This is a genomic window from Lysobacter korlensis, from assembly GCF_042434515.1.
In genome coordinates, this window is sequence record NZ_JBHLTG010000009.1 from 1 (window position 1) to 18178 (window position 18178).

The 18178-nt window shown below is 71.0% G+C and carries 24 protein-coding genes; 15 read left to right on the plus strand and 9 right to left on the minus strand.

Annotated elements, in window-relative coordinates; genetic code table 11:
- The 3 genes from ACFFGH_RS27825 to ACFFGH_RS27835 all read right to left on the minus strand — a co-directional run.
- The coding region (locus ACFFGH_RS27825) for a lyase family protein (protein WP_386674686.1) at positions 1-404 on the minus strand (404 nt) is incomplete at its 3' end.
- A 76-nt stretch (positions 405-480) separates the two neighbouring features.
- Positions 481-672 (minus strand): hypothetical protein, encoded by a 192-nt coding sequence (locus ACFFGH_RS27830; protein WP_386674689.1) that lies wholly within the window; start codon positions 670-672, stop codon positions 481-483.
- Positions 669-1814, minus strand: a complete 1146-nt coding sequence (locus ACFFGH_RS27835; protein WP_386674691.1) for an inorganic phosphate transporter — start codon at positions 1812-1814, stop codon at positions 669-671. The genes ACFFGH_RS27830 and ACFFGH_RS27835 overlap by 4 nt, the downstream gene beginning before the upstream one ends.
- Positions 1815-1900: 86 nt before the next feature.
- On the opposite strand from ACFFGH_RS27835, the gene ACFFGH_RS27840 reads away from it, so the two are divergent.
- Positions 1901-2053, plus strand: coding sequence for a hypothetical protein (locus ACFFGH_RS27840; RefSeq protein ID WP_386674694.1), 153 nt, complete (start codon positions 1901-1903; stop codon positions 2051-2053).
- Positions 2050-2214, plus strand: coding sequence for a hypothetical protein (locus ACFFGH_RS27845; protein ID WP_386674697.1), 165 nt, complete (start codon positions 2050-2052; stop codon positions 2212-2214). The genes ACFFGH_RS27840 and ACFFGH_RS27845 overlap by 4 nt, the downstream gene beginning before the upstream one ends.
- A 27-nt stretch (positions 2215-2241) precedes the next feature.
- Here the strand turns inward: ACFFGH_RS27845 and ACFFGH_RS27850 are convergent, their stop codons facing one another.
- Positions 2242-2661 (minus strand): DUF1761 domain-containing protein, encoded by a 420-nt coding sequence (locus ACFFGH_RS27850; protein WP_386674700.1) that lies wholly within the window; start codon positions 2659-2661, stop codon positions 2242-2244.
- Positions 2662-2848: 187 nt separating this feature from the next.
- Here ACFFGH_RS27850 and ACFFGH_RS27855 point away from each other — a divergent pair, with 187 nt between their 5' ends.
- The 3 genes from ACFFGH_RS27855 to ACFFGH_RS27865 all read left to right on the plus strand — a co-directional run bounded on the left by ACFFGH_RS27855 (position 2849) and on the right by ACFFGH_RS27865 (position 4299).
- A complete protein-coding gene (locus ACFFGH_RS27855; protein WP_386674702.1) occupies positions 2849-3178 on the plus strand; it encodes a hypothetical protein in 330 nt (109 codons plus the stop codon).
- A 177-nt stretch (positions 3179-3355) separates the two neighbouring features.
- Positions 3356-4024, plus strand: a complete 669-nt coding sequence (locus ACFFGH_RS27860; protein WP_386674705.1) for a Rho termination factor N-terminal domain-containing protein — start codon at positions 3356-3358, stop codon at positions 4022-4024.
- An 83-nt stretch (positions 4025-4107) separates the two neighbouring features.
- Positions 4108-4299 (plus strand): hypothetical protein, encoded by a 192-nt coding sequence (locus tag ACFFGH_RS27865; RefSeq protein WP_386674708.1) that lies wholly within the window; start codon positions 4108-4110, stop codon positions 4297-4299.
- Between the two features lie 44 nt (positions 4300-4343).
- Here the strand turns inward: ACFFGH_RS27865 and ACFFGH_RS27870 are convergent, their stop codons facing one another.
- On the minus strand, positions 4344-7838 hold the full coding sequence (locus ACFFGH_RS27870; protein WP_386674710.1) for a TM0106 family RecB-like putative nuclease: 3495 nt from the start codon (positions 7836-7838) through the stop codon (positions 4344-4346).
- A gap of 170 nt (positions 7839-8008) precedes the next feature.
- On the opposite strand from ACFFGH_RS27870, the gene ACFFGH_RS27875 reads away from it, so the two are divergent.
- From ACFFGH_RS27875 to ACFFGH_RS27885, 3 genes are all read left to right on the plus strand, one after another.
- Positions 8009-8212: a hypothetical protein gene (locus tag ACFFGH_RS27875; RefSeq protein WP_386674713.1), complete on the plus strand. Its 204-nt coding sequence runs from the start codon at positions 8009-8011 to the stop codon at positions 8210-8212.
- 89 nt (positions 8213-8301) lie between these two features.
- Positions 8302-8544: a hypothetical protein gene (locus ACFFGH_RS27880; RefSeq protein WP_386674716.1), complete on the plus strand. Its 243-nt coding sequence runs from the start codon at positions 8302-8304 to the stop codon at positions 8542-8544.
- A 9-nt stretch (positions 8545-8553) separates the two neighbouring features.
- Positions 8554-8802: a hypothetical protein gene (locus ACFFGH_RS27885; protein ID WP_386674719.1), complete on the plus strand. Its 249-nt coding sequence runs from the start codon at positions 8554-8556 to the stop codon at positions 8800-8802.
- Between the two features lie 10 nt (positions 8803-8812).
- Here the strand turns inward: ACFFGH_RS27885 and ACFFGH_RS27890 are convergent, their stop codons facing one another.
- A complete protein-coding gene (locus tag ACFFGH_RS27890; RefSeq protein WP_386674722.1) occupies positions 8813-9010 on the minus strand; it encodes a YozE family protein in 198 nt (65 codons plus the stop codon).
- Between the two features lie 138 nt (positions 9011-9148).
- On the opposite strand from ACFFGH_RS27890, the gene ACFFGH_RS27895 reads away from it, so the two are divergent.
- The 4 genes from ACFFGH_RS27895 to ACFFGH_RS27910 are packed head-to-tail and all read left to right on the plus strand — an operon-like array spanning position 9149 to position 11679.
- Positions 9149-9346 (plus strand): hypothetical protein, encoded by a 198-nt coding sequence (locus ACFFGH_RS27895; RefSeq protein WP_386674725.1) that lies wholly within the window; start codon positions 9149-9151, stop codon positions 9344-9346.
- Positions 9347-9366: 20 nt separating this feature from the next.
- On the plus strand, positions 9367-10458 hold the full coding sequence (locus ACFFGH_RS27900) for an iron-containing redox enzyme family protein (protein ID WP_386674728.1): 1092 nt from the start codon (positions 9367-9369) through the stop codon (positions 10456-10458).
- A complete protein-coding gene (locus ACFFGH_RS27905) occupies positions 10455-11477 on the plus strand; it encodes a glycosyltransferase family 2 protein (RefSeq protein ID WP_386674731.1) in 1023 nt (340 codons plus the stop codon). The genes ACFFGH_RS27900 and ACFFGH_RS27905 overlap by 4 nt, the downstream gene beginning before the upstream one ends.
- Positions 11464-11679, plus strand: a complete 216-nt coding sequence (locus ACFFGH_RS27910; protein ID WP_386674734.1) for a CDGSH iron-sulfur domain-containing protein — start codon at positions 11464-11466, stop codon at positions 11677-11679. The genes ACFFGH_RS27905 and ACFFGH_RS27910 overlap by 14 nt, the downstream gene beginning before the upstream one ends.
- 1 nt (position 11680) lies before the next feature.
- Here ACFFGH_RS27910 and ACFFGH_RS27915 read toward each other — a convergent pair whose 3' ends face one another.
- The 3 genes from ACFFGH_RS27915 to ACFFGH_RS27925 all read right to left on the minus strand — a co-directional run bounded on the left by ACFFGH_RS27915 (position 11681) and on the right by ACFFGH_RS27925 (position 13913).
- Positions 11681-12508, minus strand: coding sequence for an MBL fold metallo-hydrolase (locus ACFFGH_RS27915; RefSeq protein WP_386674737.1), 828 nt, complete (start codon positions 12506-12508; stop codon positions 11681-11683).
- A gap of 100 nt (positions 12509-12608) precedes the next feature.
- Entirely contained in the window at positions 12609-13529 is a 921-nt protein-coding gene (locus tag ACFFGH_RS27920; RefSeq protein ID WP_386674739.1) for a J domain-containing protein, read from the minus strand.
- A gap of 81 nt (positions 13530-13610) precedes the next feature.
- The gene (locus ACFFGH_RS27925) at positions 13611-13913 is read right to left on the minus strand and encodes a hypothetical protein (protein ID WP_386674741.1); all 303 of its coding nucleotides are present in this window, start codon (positions 13911-13913) and stop codon (positions 13611-13613) included.
- 58 nt (positions 13914-13971) lie between these two features.
- Between ACFFGH_RS27925 and ACFFGH_RS27930 the strand changes: the two genes are divergently transcribed.
- The 3 genes from ACFFGH_RS27930 (at position 13972) to ACFFGH_RS27940 (ending at position 18141) form a co-directional block, all read left to right on the plus strand.
- A complete protein-coding gene (locus tag ACFFGH_RS27930; protein WP_386674744.1) occupies positions 13972-15417 on the plus strand; it encodes an AAA family ATPase in 1446 nt (481 codons plus the stop codon).
- A 376-nt stretch (positions 15418-15793) separates the two neighbouring features.
- Positions 15794-16981, plus strand: a complete 1188-nt coding sequence (locus ACFFGH_RS27935) for an RtcB family protein (RefSeq protein ID WP_386674746.1) — start codon at positions 15794-15796, stop codon at positions 16979-16981.
- Positions 16982-17082: 101 nt separating this feature from the next.
- Positions 17083-18141, plus strand: coding sequence for a CAP domain-containing protein (locus ACFFGH_RS27940; RefSeq protein ID WP_386674749.1), 1059 nt, complete (start codon positions 17083-17085; stop codon positions 18139-18141).
- The last annotated feature ends 37 nt before the right edge of the window (positions 18142-18178 follow it).

Consider the following 18178-nt stretch of genomic DNA (forward strand, 5'->3'; position numbering starts at 1 on the left):
ATGTTCGTGCTCGTACCCGCACCACCCTGAATCACCCCAACCACGAACTGCTCATGCAGCGCCCCGCCGGCGATCTCCTCACACACCCGATCAATCAGATCCGCCTTCCCCGCATCCAACACCCCCAAATCCCTATTCGCCCGCGCCGCAGCCTGCTTCACCCGCGCCAAAGCACGGATCAGATCCGGGTAGTTGCTGATCGCCCGGCGGGAGATGGGGAAGTTGGTCATCGCCCGGGCGGTGTGGATCCCCCAATAGGCGTCGCTCGGCACCTCCAGCGACCCGAGCGAGTCCGTCTCGATACGGGTGCCGGGTGCGGCGCTTCGCCGGGAGCTCCTGGTGGGGAACACGGCGGGGCCGGATTCGGTGTGCGGTTGTGCGGACGCTTGTGGCGTCGTTGCCATGGCAGACTCCTTCGACTGACCGACGACTCCACTCTACGCATGCGCCCCCTCAGCCGCCGCGAACGGCCGAGCGGCGTCAGCCGTGCAGTGCCGGGACGATGAGGTAGATGCCGAACAGCACGGCCGCCCCGCAGAGGGCGAAGCAGAGGTACTGCGCCCAGTGGCCAGCGACGCGCAGCCGCACACCCACGGCGAAGAGGGTGACCACAACGCAGGCGGCGGGGACCGATGCGAGCGCGACGATCGCGAACGCGGCCCAATCGATCACTCGACGGGCTCATTCACCGGGCGCGGCGAGACGGGCACCGGGTACCGGGTGACGTTGTGGTGGCTGATCCGGTTGCGCCGGGAGATCAGGAACATCCCGAGCACGATGACCACGGCGGCGACCGAGTCGATCACGATGCCGACGGCGCCGATCCTCGCCACCCATTCGGCGATCGCGGCGACGCCGGCGGAGGCCGGCAGGGTGATGAGCCAGGCGATCGCGATTCGTCCGGCGACGCTCCACCGTACGGCGCGGCGGTCACGGCCGAGCCCCGACCCGATCACGGAGCCGCTCGCCACCTGGGTGGTGGACAGCGCGAATCCGAGGTGGGATGAAGCGAGGATGGTGGCGGTGGTCGACGCCTCGGCGGCGAAGCCCTGCGGCGGGGTGACGTCGGTGATCCCGACCCCCATCGTGCGGATGATCCGCCAGCCGCCGACGTAGGTGCCGAGGGCGATGGCGACCGCGCAGACGAAGATGACCCAGAACTCCGGGCCCGTGCCCGGCTCCTGCATGTTGGCGGCGATCAGGGTGAGGGTGATCACGCCCATCGTCTTCTGCGCGTCGTTGGTGCCGTGCGCCAAGGCGACGAGCGACGAGGTGAACACCTGCCCGCGACGGAATCGGCCGCGCTCATCCGGCACCGATCGCGTGACGCCGAGCGCGATCTTCGCCGCTGTGAACGCCACCAGTCCGGCGATCAGCGGTGCGAGCAGTGCCGGGAAGACGATCTTCGACAGGAACACCCCGCCATCGATCGCGCCGAAACCGGCACCGACGACTGCTGCGCCGATCAGCCCGCCGAACAGCGCGTGGCTGGAGGAGCTCGGCAGCCCCAGCAGCCAGGTCGTCATGTTCCAGACGATGGCGCCGATCAGCCCGGCGAAGATCATCGTCGGCGTGATGGAGATCCCGCCGTCGCCCTCGCGGATCAGGCCGCCGGAGATCGTGCGAGCGACCTCGGTGCTGAGGAATGCGCCCACGAGATTGAGCACCGCGGCGACGGTCACGGCCGTCTTCGGGGTGAGCGCGCGGGTGGCGATCGGAGTAGCCATGGCGTTCGCCGTGTCGTGGAACCCGTTGGTGAAATCGAAGAACAGCGCCAGCGCGATGACCAGCACGACAAGGATTGCGACGTCCACCGCGGGAGAGTCAATCAGCCGACAGGTTCGGGTGCAAGCCGCTTCTCGCACAGGCCGCACCCAGGGTGTGCTCGGACGATGGGGCGATGGAGCAGACCGGAGCTGAGGGCAAGCGTGCCGTGGAGGAACGCGGCGGGAATCGGGACGCCCTCATCGAGGGGAACATCGTTGCGGACGAGCGTCAGCTCGACCCGGCTGCCGACGCGGGCATGGACGAGACGGGAAGCGACCGGAAATGAGCACAGGCGAGAAGGACGGGATCCGGGACCCTTCCGGGGCGTACGGCGGCCGCGATCAGGCCGCGGAGAACACGCTGAAGGACGGCAGCATCCCGGCCGACGCGGACCTCGACATGCCGAGCGACGCCATGAACGACCCGGAGCAGCTCGAGCACGAATAGCGCGACGGGCTCACGGGCATTGGACGATCAGGACCCGAATGCGCCGATGATCGCCGCCATCACCAGGATCGTCACGAGCTCGTAGCCGAGATTCATCGTGGTCAGCGCGGCCGGGCGACGCTCGAAGGCGTCGTGCGTCAGGAACCGCGCCGCCGTGAACCCGATCCAGAGGATCACCGCGGTCACCAGGCTGTTCAGGAAGAACGACCCGCCGTAGAACTCCTGCGCGATCGCCACAGAGCCGGCCAGCACCGCGGCGGTGAGGAAGCTCGCGAAGATCGTCACGATGTAAGCACCGACGGCGCTCGACTGCATCCGCGACTCGTCCACCCGCGCGAGCTCGACCCAGCGCCGGCCGAACAGCGGCTTGGAGTACCACAGTGCACCGACCAGCATGCTGGACAGCGTCGCGAGCAGCACCGCCCAGATGTTGATCTCTGGAACCATGTCGGCGTCCTCTCGTCTCGGCGATCCGCAGGAGGTGGTGATCCGTGCCTGTGGTGATCCGTGCCTGTGGTGATCCGGAGTCTATTGCGCGGGCCGGTCGGGCAGAACTGGCATCGAGGCTGAGAGTTCGGGGAGAACGGCTCGCGCCGGAAAAGCGGCGTCGGCGCCGGTGGCTAGCGTGGCGGTCATGAGCTTTCCGGAGGGCCCGCCGACCGACGCGCCGCAGCGCTACGCGACGGACGGTCGCGACGCGGAGGGCACCAGCCCGACCGCGGAGCCGGAGGACTCGACTTCCGCGGCGCTGCAGTCGAAGGATCCGTCAGCGACCGTGATCGGCGCCGCCGCGGCGGCCCGGCCGACCGCGGAAGCGCATCCGGGCGGCGATCCAGACGATCTCGACCAGGCCGACCGCGACCAGACCGACCAGGACGACACGCAATCCAAGCGCGCATCCAAGCCGGGCGGTGCGCTCGGCCCCGGCAACACGGCGACGGGAGCAGGCACCTCACTGGACTGAACCTCCGGCGCGGCGGGCCACCGGAGAACGGCCCGCGACCCGCGCTGTCTCGCGTATCCCCTCCCCCGACGCCACGTCGGGTTTTCTGCCATGCCGGTGTCGCGGTGATCTTTCCGCGCGGCGTGAGTCAGACTAGAAGCGTCTTCCCCCTCCCAATGACGTTCCTGGAGTACACCTATGCGTTGGTTCACCAACCTGTTCAAGAAGAAGCAGCCGACGGCAGTCGCTGAGCTGTCGACCGAGGCCCACGCGCCGATCGCGGAGCGCGTGCAGGCGGTTCCCGCACCGAGCGCGCCCGTCGAAGCTCCGGCCCAGCCGGCCGCCACCCCGGCGGCAGCCACGGCACCAGCCGCTCAGGCGCCGGCGCGTGCGAGCGAGCCTGCGGCCGCAGCGGCGCGCGAGGCCACCGACACGTCGGCCGCACCGGTGACCACAACTCCGGTCGCGAAGGCCGCCGCTCCGAAGGTCGCCACCGCCAAGGCGGCTGCGCCGAAGGCAGGCACGGCGCCGAAGGCTCCCGCCGCCAAGGCTCCGGCCAAGTCGGCGCCGAAGGCGACCAAGCCGGCGACCACGGCGACCACGGCTGCGGCTCCGAAGGCTGCGCCCGCCGCCAAGGCAACCGGCAAGCCGGAGTCACTCGCCCCGCAGTTCCAGGCGCCCGAGTTCGCGGCGTCGGGAGCGAAGTCCGCGCAGAAGAGCGCTGCCGCAGCTGCGCCGAGCACCACCCGCACCGCCGGCTCCGCCAGCGTCACGCAGCTGCGCGAGCAGGCGAAGAGCCTCGGGCTCACCGGGTACTCGCGCCTGAGCAAGTCCGAGCTGCTCGACCTTCTCGAGAAGGCCAAGTAACGCCACACGGCGAACCTCAGCGGTTCCCGAGGAATCGCGTCAAGCCGTGAACCGCTCGTGTCGCTCTGCCTACGCTTGAAGGCATGAGCGACACGAGCGGTTCTTCTGTTTCCGGCGACGACCGGGACTTCGACGCTGAGAACCCCGGACCGGAACGCAAGCCGGAGCTTCCCGACGCAGACGCCGACATCGGCACCGCGGACGAAGCCGATCCCGACGTGCTGAACGAGATCGGCCGTGGCACCAGCGCCGACCCGCAGGGATCGCTTCCCTGATCGAGGGTCCGCCCGACCGACGCAGTGACCGAGCTGGGCCTGCGCTACCGGCGGACGAGCCTGACGAAGCCGCTCAGCTCGGCCAGCCCTTCGTGCGTGCGCGGCAGGTAGTCGACCAGCGCCGGTGAGTGGATGAGGTACGCCGCCCACTTGGCGCGTGAGATCGCAACGTTCAGCCGGTTCGGCATGAGCAGGAACGACATCCCACGGGGCACCTCGAGCGCCGACGACGCCGAGAGCGAGACGAGCGCCACCACCGCCTCCTGGCCCTGGAACCGGTCGACCGTGCCCACCCGGATCCCGGCGAGGCCTGCGGCCTCGAGGCGTTCCCGGATGCGCGCGACCTGCGCGTTGTAGGGCGCCACCACGATGAGGTCGTCCGCGGTGAGCGGCGCGTCGAACCGCTCCTCGTCCGGTGCGGTCCAGCGCCTGCCGAGCAGCCCGGCGGCGATCTCCACCACCCGGTCGGCCTCCTCCGGCGACTCGGTGGAGTTCCCGGCGTGCAGCACCGGCACCGGATGCAGGCCCGGCGGCACGCCGTCGAGCGCGCGCCGTGCGGTGCGCGCCGCATGCGACCGCAGCCGGCCCTGGTACGAGAGCTCCGACACACTCTCCGTCACGGCCGGGTGCATACGCCAGCTCTCGGCGAGGAAATACCCGCGGTCGGCCGGCATCACCTCGGCGCCCGCGGCGACCCAGGCAAGGGCGGATTCATCGACCGGCTCCGGATGGATGCCCTGGCTCACCTGCGGCAGCTGCTGCGGGTCGCCGAGGAGCAGCAGATTCTTGGCCGAGACGCTCGCCGCGATCGTGGCGGCGAGCGAGAACTGGCCGGCTTCGTCGATCACCAGCAGGTCGAGTGAGCGTCGCGGCACCCGCTCCGGGTTCGAGAAGTCCCATGCGGTGCCACCCAGGACGAACCCGTCCTCGTGCTCCGCCGCGAACTGTGCATACGCGTTTCCGGCGAGAACGGTGAACCGGCAGTCCCGCTCGTAGGGCTCCTTGCGAGGCTTCTTCGCCACGCGGTCCCGGCTGACGCCGGCGTCGACGATGCCCTCCAGCATGTTCTCGACGACGTTGTGGGATTGCGCGATGACGCCCACCCGCCAACCGTGGTTGCGCACGAGGTCGGCGACCACGTGGGCGCCGACGTAGGTCTTGCCGGTGCCGGGCGGGCCCTGCACCGCCAGGTAGGAGGAGTGCAGCCCGAGCAGGCTGTCGCGGATGGCGTCGACCGACTCGCCGTCGACGATCGGCGAGATGGCGGCGCCCCGTGGCGGAACGCGGCGGAGCAGGTCGAGCGCCGCGTCCTCAGGCCAGCGCGGGTCCGGTCCGGTGCGTGCGTCGCGCAGTGCGCGGCCCCACTCGAGGATCGCCTCCTCCTGACGCTTCACGTTGGGCGGGGCGCCCGGTGTGATGGCCATCGGGATGTGGTCGTACTCGGTGAGATCGGCGCCGAGGCCCTCCTCGATCAGGAAGGTGCCGTCGTCGCGCGCTTCGAGGATGTTGACCCGACTGTGCGCGACGCGGCCGCGGCGGTCGAGCGATGGGTCGTCGAACGGTGCCGGCCTGCCGTAGACGAGGAACGCGCCTGACCCGGCCGCCAGCTTGCTGCCGGGCGCGAGCCGCCCGCGCACGTGGAGCTGTCGCTTGATGCTGCGCGGCGTCACCGTCCAGTCGGACACGATCCGGGCCGCGTCGATCAGGAACACGTCACGTGTGTCCTGCCAGTCCTCGATCGGGGCGACCAGCCGGTTGAAGTGCTCCCACCAGAACGACTTCCGCTCCCGGCGGTGGAAGTCGATCGCGGCAGCGGCGAGTGCGAGGGACGTGCAGTCGCCGTCGCGGGCCGGATCGAGCGGATCGCCGGCGAGTCGCAGCAGGTCGTCGCGAAGCGGGTCCGGATCCTCGTTCGGCACGTTGCGCTCGACGTCGATCTCACCCAGCGGGAACACGCCGCGTTCCGCGGCCCGGTCGAGGAGCCAGTTCCGCAGGCGCAGGGTGGAGACGCAGTCGTAGCGGTTGTAGTCGGCGATCTCGCCCAGCTGGTGTGCGGCAAGCGATTCGTCGCCGTTGTCGCGCAGGCGCGTGTACTCGACGTAGGCGTCGATCGACGCTCCGGCCGTCAGCACCTCGCTGCTGCGCAGCTCGTCGCCCATGTAGAGCGGTTCCAGCTTCTTCAGCGAGTAGGACCGGGATGCCACGCGGACGCTGCGCTTCACCATCGGATACAGGTCGACGAGCACGTGGTCGCGCAGCAGCTCGTCCAGCGCGTCCTCACCGACGCCGTGCCGGGCGCAGAGTGACTGCAGATGCGTGCGCTCGTAGCTCGCGTAGTGGTAAATGTGCAGGTCGGGGTGCCGGCGCCGGCGTTCCTGCACGTACTCCAGGAACGCGACGAGCGCCGCACGCTCCTCGCGCAGATCGTGCGCCCAGAACGGCACAAACCGCTCGCTGCCCGCCTCGACGACGCCGAACAGGTAGTCGATGCCCCACTCGCCGTTCTCGAAGTAGAGCGGGTCTCCTTCGAAGTCGAAGAAGATGTCGCCTGCGCTCTTCGGAGGCAGCACCTCGAGGGCCTTCGGCGCGAAGATCTCGTAGACGAGCTCGCCCGACTTCTCGGGAGGAGCGGGTACGGCTCCGGCCCCGACGAGTGCAGGCACACCCACCTGGAGCCGCGCCTGGGCCCGGAGCGCCTCCACCGTGGCGTCGGCGATCCCGGAGACGGGCCCGGCCGAGGCGGCGAGCTCGTCGATCGTCTGGATGCCCGCTTCGCGCAGCCGTGCCCGCTGGGTGATCCGCAGCCCGGCCACGAGCAGCACGTCGCGGTGCGCATCGACCTCGAGCTCGCAGGTCGCGCAGCGCCCGCATGCCACGTAGCGCGGGTCCCCCCATGCAACCGGCCCGTCGGCCGCCATCCGCTCGTCGAGGATCTGCACCAGCCGGTCGCGGCGCAGGCGGTACACCGGCAGGATGTCGCTCAGGCGATGGGTGCTGGTCTCGCCGGTGCCGAGGAGGAGGTGCACCTCTTCACCGGGCTCGATGCCCAGCCGCTGCAGCTGCTCCGCGTATGCGGCCAGCTGCAGGAGCGCGGTGACCCGGGCCTTGCGGGCGAGTTTCGTGTCGTACACCTCGATGCGGTTCGCGGACCGCACGAGGAAGTCCGCGTAGCCGAGGAACCGGCCGTCGAAGAAGGTGCCCTGGAACACCACGTCCGCTTCGCCCCGGAGTGCGATCGCGGTGGCGGCGGCGGCCTGCTCGAGGGCCTCCCGGGCGGTCGGCGGGCGCTCGATCTCCACCACTCCCCGGCCGGTGAGGTCCGAGGCGACCCCGAACTCCGCGCGGTACCGCTCCAGCTGCCGCAGTTCGTGGGCGTCGCCGAGGTGCTTCGCCCGCTCGTTCATCGGGTCCTCGGGCTCCACGACGGCGTCGATCCGCTTCAGCTTCGCGTCGAGCGCGCGCAGCAGGGCGAACTCGCACTCGGCCGCAGCCTTCAGGTCGCTCGCGCTGTAGACGAGCGAATTCTCGAGCAGGAACACAGGGCCTCCGGTTCGGCCACTTCGGCCGTGGGCCAGACTAACCCGCACCCCCGACGCCGGCGCCCATCGGGACGGGGGTGCGACGTCCGAAACGGCGAGCCGACTGGGGAGGACCTCCCGATCCCCCGCGCCTGCTATCCACCCTGGCGATGCAGACTTAGCGTCGAAGCATGGGACGAACGATGAACGACTCGGGACTGCCCGAGGACGAGAGCCTGGACCCGTTCGAGGCGGACGAGAAGGTCGACACCGTCGACGAGCGCGGGACGATCGACGAGGACCCGGCGAGCCGCTCCGCCGGGCCGCTGGAGACGCACCGTGACCGCAGCACCGGCCTCCCGGGATGGCAGGAGGCGCTGCGACCCGGATCCTGACCGTCGTCGGGCCGGATCGGCGCTGAGAGTTCTCCGACCGCTCACCGGAACGCCTTGCCCGCTCGCTTCCCGCTCGGCAGGGTGAAGGCATGACTGAGAACACCGGCACCCGCGGATCGGCGGGTGCGGATGAGGACGGCCGCGACGCGACGTTCGACCAGACCGGCGGGCTGATGGACGAGCTCGCGGGGGAAGGCGACGGCGGCGGCAGTGACGACCTCGCCCCCGACGAGTTCGGGAACCCGTTGCGGCCAGGGGGCCAGCGCGGCGCGGTCGGCGATGTCGCCGACGGCGAGGAGCCACACCTGGACCCGGACGAGCGGAACCCCTGAGCGCGCCCGATGACCGACGCACAGGATCGCGTTCCGAACGCCGGCGAGGACGTGGACGACGCCACCGAGCCGGATCCCGAGTACGACCAGCTCGGCTCCGACGGGAATCCGTTCGAGCGGATCGGCGCTCCGAAGGAGCCGGTCTCCGCCGACACCGACGACGAGTCGTTCACGGCGGACGACGATGCGGACTTCGGGATGGGCATCCCCTCCGCGAACGATCCGCAGCGCCTCCCGGACGGCTCCGGGCCCACCTGATCCGAGTCGGCTACGCCTCCGCCTCCCAGGCGTCCCAGACCCGGTCGAACTGCGCCTGCACCTCGGCGTCGAAGGTCTCGAAGTACCCTTCGTAGATCGCGCGGTTCCCGCTGTCGGGAAAGAGGTCGTCCCCCTCGACCCTCCGCGCGAGGTCCCCGACGTAGTCATCCCGCTCGAGCTGCTCGAACAGCCAGTCTGCGAACTTCATCCCGCGCTCCGATCCTCGTGTCCGTCCGTTCATCTCCCACGCTAGGTGGCCTCCGACGCACCGCAAAGCCGGGCCGGACAGCCTGAAAATCAGCCGAAACGACGCCCCCCGGCGGGGCCGTCTGGTTACCGTGAACGCATGACCGACCAGCCTGTGCCCGACCGGAGCGATGCCCTGACCACGCCCCCGAACCTCGACAGCGACGAGGCGCGGCTCGCGACAGGGACCGGCGATCCAGCCACCTCCGACGCGGGACCGAGCGCGCGGCAGAGCGGCGAGGCGGACACCGACGCGGCGCCCGCCGGCGACGCGCCGAAGCCGAGCCCCGACATTTGACCATCGACGAACGAGGTCTCATGGCCGACGCTCCTCCCTCCCTCGACACCCCAGCCTCTTTCGACACTCCAGTCGTTCAGCGGCCCATGCCGTTGCCGACCGCACGCGGCCCGGTCAGCGCGGCGCTGCTCTCCGCGCTCGCCGACGGCGGCGGCGCCGACGTGTTCGCGGCTGAAGCGGTCCGGGCGCTGCCGGCGACGGAAGACCTCCTCACGGACGACGACCTACAGCTGAGTCTGTTCTGCCTCTACGAGCTGCACTACGGCGGGATCGACGGGGTTGACGAGTCGCTGGAGTGGGACCCCGCCCTCCTCGGCGCCCGGAATGAGATCGAGGCGGCCTTCGAGAGCGCCCTGCGGGGCGCCGTGCACCAGCCCGAGCGCCCGGAGCCCACCCGATCCGCGGTCGCACAGCGGCTGTTCGAGCTCACCGCGGAGGACCAGGGGCCGAGCCTGTCCCGCTTCTTCGCGAAGCAGGCGACCCTCGAGCAGCTGCACGAATTCCTGGTGCAGCGGTCCATCTACACGCTGAAGGAGGCCGACCCGCACAGCTGGGCCATACCGCGTCTCACCGGCCGCGCGAAGGCGGCGCTCGTCGAGATCCAGAACGACGAGTACGGCGAAGGCCGACCGGGCCGGATGCATTCGGCGATCTTCGCCGGCACCATGCGGGCCGCCGGGCTCGACGCATCGTACGGCCGCTACGTCGACCTCGTGCCCGCGGTGACCCTCACCTCGCTCAACACCATGTCGTTCTTCGGTCTGCACCGCCGCCTGCGCGGCGCGGTCGTCGGGCATCTCGCCGCCTTCGAGATGACCTCCTCGATCCCGAACCGGCTGTACGGCAACGGCTTCCGCAGGCTCGGGTTCGACCGGGAGGCCACCTGGTACTTCGACGAGCACGTCGAGGCGGATGCGGTCCACGAGCAGGTCGCGGCGCATGACCTGGCCGGCGGGCTGGTCGAGGCGTCGCCGGAGCTGCTGGACGACGTGCTCTTCGGCGCCGCCGCGTGCCTGTCCGTGGATGGTGCCATGGCCAGGCACATGTTCGACGCATGGACGGCGGGGCGCTCGTCGCTGCGGCAGCCACTTCCCGAGCCGCAGCCGGCGTGAGCGGAGCACCCTCGGCCGCCGCACGCGGCGATTCGCCGCACTCCGAATACGTGCTGCCACTGCGCTGGACCTCCGACGAGGGCCTGGATGAGCTCACCGACTACCTCCGCCGGCTCGCCACGCGCATTCCGGTCACCGTGGTCGACGGCTCGCCGGAGCTCGTCTTCGCACGGCACGCGGCGCGGTGGCGGGGGCTCGTGCGGCACCTCCCGCCGGAGCCCTGGCCCGGGCGGAACGGCAAGGTGGCGGGCGTGCTCACCGGGGTGCTGCTGGCGCGGGCGGAGCGGGTCGTGCTGGCGGACGACGACGTCCGGTACGACGACGAGTCGCTCGACGCCGTTCTCCGCCTGCTCGACTCGGCGGACATCGTCCGGCCGCAGAACTACTTCTCGGTCCCGCCGGGACAGACCCTCCCCTGGCACGCCCGGCACGACACCGCGCGGTCGCTGCTCAACCGCGCGTTCGGGTCCGACTATCCCGGCACGTTCGCGATCCGGCGGTCCGCGCTGTTCGCCACCGGCGGCTATGACGGCGACGTGCTGTTCGAGAACCTCGAGCTGCTGCGCACCGTGCGGGCCGCCGGCGGCCGTGAGGTGCGCGCCGACGGCGTGTACGTCCGCCGGCTCCCGCCCACGGTGCGGCACTTCGCCGGGCAGCGGGTGCGCCAGGCATACGACGACTTCGCACAGCCGGTGCGGCTCGCCGTGGAGCTCGGTCTGCTGCCGCTGCTCATCTGGGCGGCGCGCCGGCCGCTACGGCTGCTGCCGGTCGCGGGAGCCGCGGTCACCCTGGCCGAGGCAGGCCGGCGCCGCGCGGGCGGCGCGAACGTCTTCCCGGCGACCGCCGCGCTGTGGGCGCCGGCGTGGCTGCTGGAGCGTGCAGTGGCCGTGTGGGTCGCTCTGGGCTGGCGCCTGCGTGGCGGCGTGCCGTACGCCGGGTCGCGGGTGCTCCGCGCGGGAACCCCGATGCGCGAGCTTCGCCGGAGGCTGTCGCACGGAGGTGCGGATGACGGGCCCTGAGCCGCCGGCCGGCAGCGTGTTCGCGTGCCCGAACGGGCCGTTCCTGGTTCGCGGCGATGTGGAGATCCTCACGGCGGACGGGCAGCCGATCCCCCGGGCGCGGCGCACCGTTGCGCTCTGCCGCTGCGGCAAGTCCACCATCAAGCCGTTCTGCGACGGCACGCACAAGATCATCGGCTTCCGCACCGAGGACGAAGGCTGAATCAGGACGGACCCCGCTCCAGCGCCTCGGTGACCGCGGAGCGGATGCCGTCCCGCCAGGGATCCCCGTGACCGGGCAGCGCCACGCGCGCGCCCGTCGCCACCAGGTCCTGGAGCGACGCCAGCGCCATCGCGCTGTCGGCGGTCGCCGCACCGGACACGATCTGCGGACCCTCGAAGCCGGTGTATGGGTCGAGCGTGACCAGCGCGTCGCCGGTGATCACCGCGTCGCGGTCGGGGAAGTGCAGCGCCGTGTGCCCGTAGGTGTGGCCCGGCGTGAAGATCAGGCGCGGGCGGCCCGGCACGTCGAGCTCATCGGAGTTCGCCAGATCCTCGAGCGACTCGACGCCGGGCACCCGCAGCGCCCCGGCGGCCGCCATCCGGCCGATGATCGGCAGCGCCATCGGGTATCGCGCCGCGTATGAGAGACGCGACGACTCGTGGGCGTAACGGTAGGGGTGCGCGGCCAGGTACCACTCCCGGCCGTGCGCCCAGATCGGGATCGAAAGCTCCTGCTGCAGTCGCCGGGCCATCCCCAGGTGATCGAAGTGCGCGTGGGTCAGCACGACGGCTTTGAGGTCGTCGAGATCCCGATCGATTGCCGACAGCGCGTGCCGCAGGTACCGCCAGGTCCCGGGCAGTCCGGTGTCGACGAGGGTCACTCCTCGGCCTCCGGCCGCACCGCGCTCCACGACGAGGAACACGTTCGTGTGGGCATGCTCGAGCTGTGTGATGCCTGACGCGACGTTCCGGACCAGCCGGGGATTGTGCCTGGCACCCGCCGTCCGCGCGGGTGCCGGCTTCCCGGTGCCGGAGTGCGTTTGGGTCATGGTGCCTCCCGAGGTCGGATCCCTCTTCGACAGTAGGCAGGCGGCCCGCGCGGGTCGAGGCTTTCTCGGGGAGCCCCAAGGATGCCGAGCCGCGATACGGTCAGACGAATCGGATGCCCGCCTGCAGGCGGGTGCGCAGGTCGAACAGCTCGTTGCCGCCGATGGGACGCGAGCCGGGGATGCCGTTCCGGAGCAGCGTGGGCAGGAAGGACTGGGTGGTGATCGCCGTCGTCGCTCCGCGGGAGGTGCCGAGTTCGAGGTACGACTCCGGCGCCGCGTCATCGGGAAGCACGATGACGAGGCCGGTGAACTTCGCCCGGACCGCGCGGGACAGCGCCTTCGCCCGCGCCTCGAGCTCGCGCATCGGACGTTCGTCGGCGACCGCCTCGCCGACGAGCTCGCCGCGCTTGACGCGCACCGGTCCACCGAAGTCCTCGGACTGGAGCGCGAAGAGCCCGGTGGGCCCGAGCACGACGTGGTCGATCTTCCGGTTCCCGGGACCGCTGGGGTCCGTCGCAACGTCGTGCCAGAGCGTGAACCCGATGCCGAGCCCGGACAGCGTGCGTGCCGTCGCCTCCTCCGCGAGCGCGTCCGCCAGCAGGTGCCGCAGCTCGCGGGGCGCGCTCCGGACGAGGGCGGGATCGAACGGATCCGGCAGGTCGGCACCGCGACCGGCCCACTCCCGGATCAGCGTGAGATATCGCTCCCGGCGCCAGCCGCCCGGGTGACCGTAGGAGCGGGCGCTCGGCCGGGTGTCCGGCCGACGCGGCGGCGGAGTCGGCGCCCAGGTGTGGTGCTCCTCCGCCGGACGCTGCCCGCGATCGTAGGCAGCACGGTCCTCCGGTGTCGCGATGCGCTCCCAGGCCTTCTGCACCGCGATGAACCGCGTCGCGTCGCCGCCGACATCCGGGTGGGTGGCCCGCAGCAGCCGCCGGTAGGCGCGCCGGATCTCCTCATGCGGAGCGGTCGAACTCACACCGAGGATCTCGTACGGCGTCGCCGAGATGGGGCTGTCGGACATCAAGACTCTCGAGAAACGCGGGAAAGGGTCGTCGCCAATGATGGCACGCGGCCGCTGGCGTCGCCGGGGAGCACCGGCCGCCTACGCTCGGTGAGGGGCCGCCGGAACCCATTGCCCGCGCTCTCGCCGGGTCAGGCTCCAGCGCCGCACCTCGGCGAGTGCCGCCGTTCGCGTCACGACCTGCGATGCCACCTGGTCCGCCAGCTCCGGATCGTCGATCGCGAACCGGACGATCGCTCGCGGAGCGCCCGCGACGACGGCCAGATCGGACGCCTCGACCTCCGCGAACTCGGCGGCAGCGTCGGCGGCCGCCGAAAGCACCCGATCCGGAGCGACACCCGGGCGGAGTGCGCCGATCTCCAGCTGCACCCGGAACGACGGCATGCGTCGAGCCTAGAAGACCGAGCCTCCCGGTACGCCGTCATTCCGACAGAATGGCCCCGTGACCGAGACCCCGCCCATGCCCCTGCCCGACGACGAGAGGCTGGAGGGGTTCCTCGAGGGGTTCCGGTCGCTCATCGAGCGGGTGAACACGCTTCCGCCGCGGATGCAGGTGGGGCTCACTCCGCTCGGCCGGGCGGTGCAGGAGCACCTCGGCACGGCGGTCGACCGGCTGCCACTGGTCACCGAGGACGTCCCATCGCATCGATTCGTCGACCTGGACATTGCGCTGGAGGCGATGGCCGGCCCCGATGGGCGGCTGGTCGGTGTCACCGGCGGGCAACAGCGCGAGCACGAGCCGCTGCCGGCGCTCCTGACCTCTCCATACGCCTTCTTCGACCTCGGCCCGGTCGACTTCGCCCCCGCCCCCACCGGCCCGTCCACGGAACGGCAGACGGTCGCGTTCGGGATGCGGCTCTTCGAGTTCGATGGCGCACCCGTCGCAGTCCTGCAACGGGCTTCACGCCGCGAGTTCGGCCGGGAGTCCGCCCGAATCGAGGTGCTGAGCGCCGACCGCGACCACTCCGGCCGCCTGCTGAGCGAGCTCCGGCGACTGATGCTGGAATTCAGCGTGCTCCGCGGCAAGGTGCTGACCTTCACCGGCGGCGATTTCGACCCGCATGTGGGCGGCGCAGCCTTCCTCGAGCGGCCGGACGTGTCGGCCGACGACGTGGTGCTGCCCGACGGCGTGCTGGAGACGATCTCACGCCACGTGGTGGGCATCGGCACCCACCGGGAGCGGCTCCGGGCCGCCGGCAGGCACCTCAAGCGCGGCGTGCTGCTCTACGGACCGCCAGGCACCGGCAAGACGCTGACCGTGCGGCACCTGCTCGCCACAACCCCGGGAACCACGGCCGTGCTGCTCACCGGCCCGAGCATCCATTTCGTCAGCGAGGCGACGGAGCTCGCCCGCGCGATGCAGCCGGCGCTCGTGGTGCTCGAGGACATCGACCTCATCGCCCACGAACGCGGGCGGTTCGGCCCGCAACCGTTGCTGTTCGCCGTGCTCGACGCCCTGGACGGCCTGACGGGCGACGCTGACGTCACATTCGTGATGACCACGAACCGCGTGGAGCTGCTGGAGCGGGCACTCGCCGAGCGACCCGGCCGCGTCGACCTCGCGGTGGAGATCCCGCTGCCGGATGCGGTCGCCCGGGCGCGACTGTTCCGGCTCTACGCCGAGGGCCTCCCGCTCGGCGAGGCGACCATCGAAGCGGCCGCGCACCGCTCGACGGGTGTCACCGCATCGTTCGCGAAGGAGCTGATGCGGCGCGTCGTGCTGCGGGCCGCCGAGGCCGGACGCGAGGTCCGCGACGCGGACCTCCCCGCCGCGCTCGACGAGCTGCTGTCGGCCCGGGAGGCACTCACTCGCAGCCTGCTCGGTGCCGGGGACCTGCCTGCCGGCCCACCGCCGGAAGATGCCGGCTTCGGCTGGACGTCGTACTGAGGCGGCGGCGGGCGGGATGAGGGATGCGCCGAGGGCGGACTTCCCCGACCTCGCCCTCGGCGCAGGTCGTCAGCTCTTGCCGGTCGTGAGCTGCAGCATCGGTGCGGTGTTCGTATGCATCGCGGGGACCGAACGGGAGCGCTTCGGGCGCCACCAGGCTGGTCTCGGGGCTGGGGTTGCTCGGTGCTTGGCCATGACGGCGTGGTCCTCTCCTGCATCGTGCTTCGGGTGAGTACCACGCTCGCACCGCGCCCCCGGGGGACTCGCCGACCCGCGCCGCTCCCAGCCACCTCCCATGCAATCCAGCCGCCTCCCAGCCAAGGGGACGCCACGCATTCGTGGCGGGCTCCCAACCGCGCCGAGCAGAATCGCGCCGATGAGACGGATCAACGACCGCCTGCTCAGCTGGGCCAGCATCCTCGACCCGGCCGCTGAGGCGCAGGCGAGCCGAACGGCGACGATGCCGTTCATCCACCCGCACGTGGCGCTGATGCCCGACGCCCACCTCGGCCTGGGTGCCACCGTCGGATCGGTGATCCCGACGCTGCGGGCGGTGATGCCGGCGGCGGTGGGCGTGGACATCGGGTGCGGCATGATCGCGGTCCGCACGCAATTCTCGCTTCCCGACATCGAGTCGCGTTCCCGGATTCCTGGCGGAACGCTCCGCCGCCTGCGGGAGCGGGTCGAGAACGCGATCCCTCTCTCGGCGGGCGGCCGGAACAAGCGGATCGAGCCGACAGCGGAACCTCGCATCCGCGAGCTGGAGGTGCTCGCCACGGCCGGCGGATTCGATCCCGGGTCGTACAGCGACACGTGGCGGCTGCAGCTCGGGTCGCTGGGCAGCGGCAACCACTTCATCGAGGTGTCACTCGACGAGACGGACGCGGTGTGGCTGTTCCTCCATTCAGGCAGCCGCGGCATCGGCAACAGGATCGCGCAGCACCACATCGAGGTCGCGCGGCGCGTGGCGGAGCGCTCCGGAACCCAGCTGCCCGATCCGGACCTGGCCCACCTGGAGGAGGGAACCCCCCAGTTCGACCGCTATCTCACCGAGCTCGGCTGGGCGCAGCACTTCGCACTCCTGAACCGCGAGGAGATGATGGACCGCGTGATCCGCGAGTTCTCCGCCTGGGCCGGGGAACCGGTGTCCGAGCGGGAGCGGATCAACTGCCACCACAACTTCACCGAAGAGAGCGTCCAGTCCGGCGAGCGGGTGTGGCTGTCCCGGAAAGGCGCCATCTCGGCCCGGCGCGGAGAACTCGGATTGATCCCCGGCTCCATGGGCACCGCCTCCTACGTGGTGGAGGGGCTCGGCAACGAGCTTGCGCTGGAATCCTCGCCGCACGGCGCGGGCCGCGCCTACTCGCGGAACGCAGCCCGGAAGGCGTTCACACACCAGCAGCTGCGCGAGGCGATGAAGGGCATCGAGTTCCGCGACACCGTGGCGTTCCTCGACGAGATCCCGGCGGCGTACAAGCCGATCGACCGGGTCATGACGGATGCCGCGGACCTCGTGAGGGTGCTCCACACCCTGCGACAGATCGTGAATGTCAAGGGGGACTAGGGCTTCGAGCCCGAACCTGCGAGATCCACATACGACACGTGGGCGGTGCCTGTAACGATTCTGAAACGGCCGTTTGGCCCCCTGCGGGTTAAAGTTTCGGAATGCCAGAATTCGCGCTTGCGGCTCCTCGCCGCCCTCTCGAAGACGGCACGGGGGACATCAGCGATATCCGCCCGCGCCGACGAATCTCCTCCCCCGCCGGCGTGTTCGCACTGCTGGTCGCCCTCCTCTCCGGCGCGCTCGTCACGTTCGGGCCCGCCACCCCGGCCGCCGCCGGCGAGCCCGAGGTCATCCACTCGCTCGTGAACGACGCGCGCGCCGCCAACGGGCTCGCCCCGCTGAAGCGGAATGGGAGCCTCGACGCCGTCGCCGCCGCCTGGGCGCAGCAGATGGCGAATGACAACCGGATGTACCACAATCCGAACGTCGGCAGCCAGATCCCGGGCGGCTGGAGCCGCTGCGGCGAGAACGTCGCGCAGGGTCACGACTCCGGTGCTGCGATGCAGCAGGCCTGGATGGAATCCTCCGGCCACTACAAGAACATCATGGGCGACTTCACCGACATCGGTGTCGCCTTCATCGAAGCCGGCGGCACGACCTGGGGTGTCCAGGTCTTCGCGAAGTATTCGGGCGGAGCCGGCGGTGGCGCCGCCCCGCCCCCCGCCGTGAAGCCAGAGCCCAAACCCGAGCCGGAGCCCGAGCCGGAGCCGGAGCCGACGGCCGAAGAGCAGGCCGCCGAGGATCGGGCCGCCGAGGAGAAGGCGGCAGCTGACAAGGCGGCGGCCGAGAAGGCCGAGGCCGAGAAGAAGAAGGCCGCTGAGCGGAAGGCCGCCGAGAAGAAGAAGGCGGCAGCCGACAAGAAGGCGGCAGCCGAGAAGAAGGCGGCAGCCGCGAAGACCGCCGCCAAGAAGAAGGCGGCAGCAGAGAAGAAGGCGGCAGCCGCGGGGTCGGTGCCGACCGCAACGGCCGCTCCCGGCCCGGCGGCCACCGAGCGGGCGGCGACGCCGCTCTCGACCTCGGTCACCGCGGCGCTCGCGCCGGCGGCCAACCCGGTGGTGCTCATCGGGATGGGGCTGGTCCTGCTTGTGGCACTCGTGCTGATCTCCCCGACGCTGCGGCGGGTGGTGCTCCCGAGGCGGCGGCGACCGCGGCACCGCTGAGCGATGCTTCCGCGGTTGAGCAGCTCGCCGTCAGGCG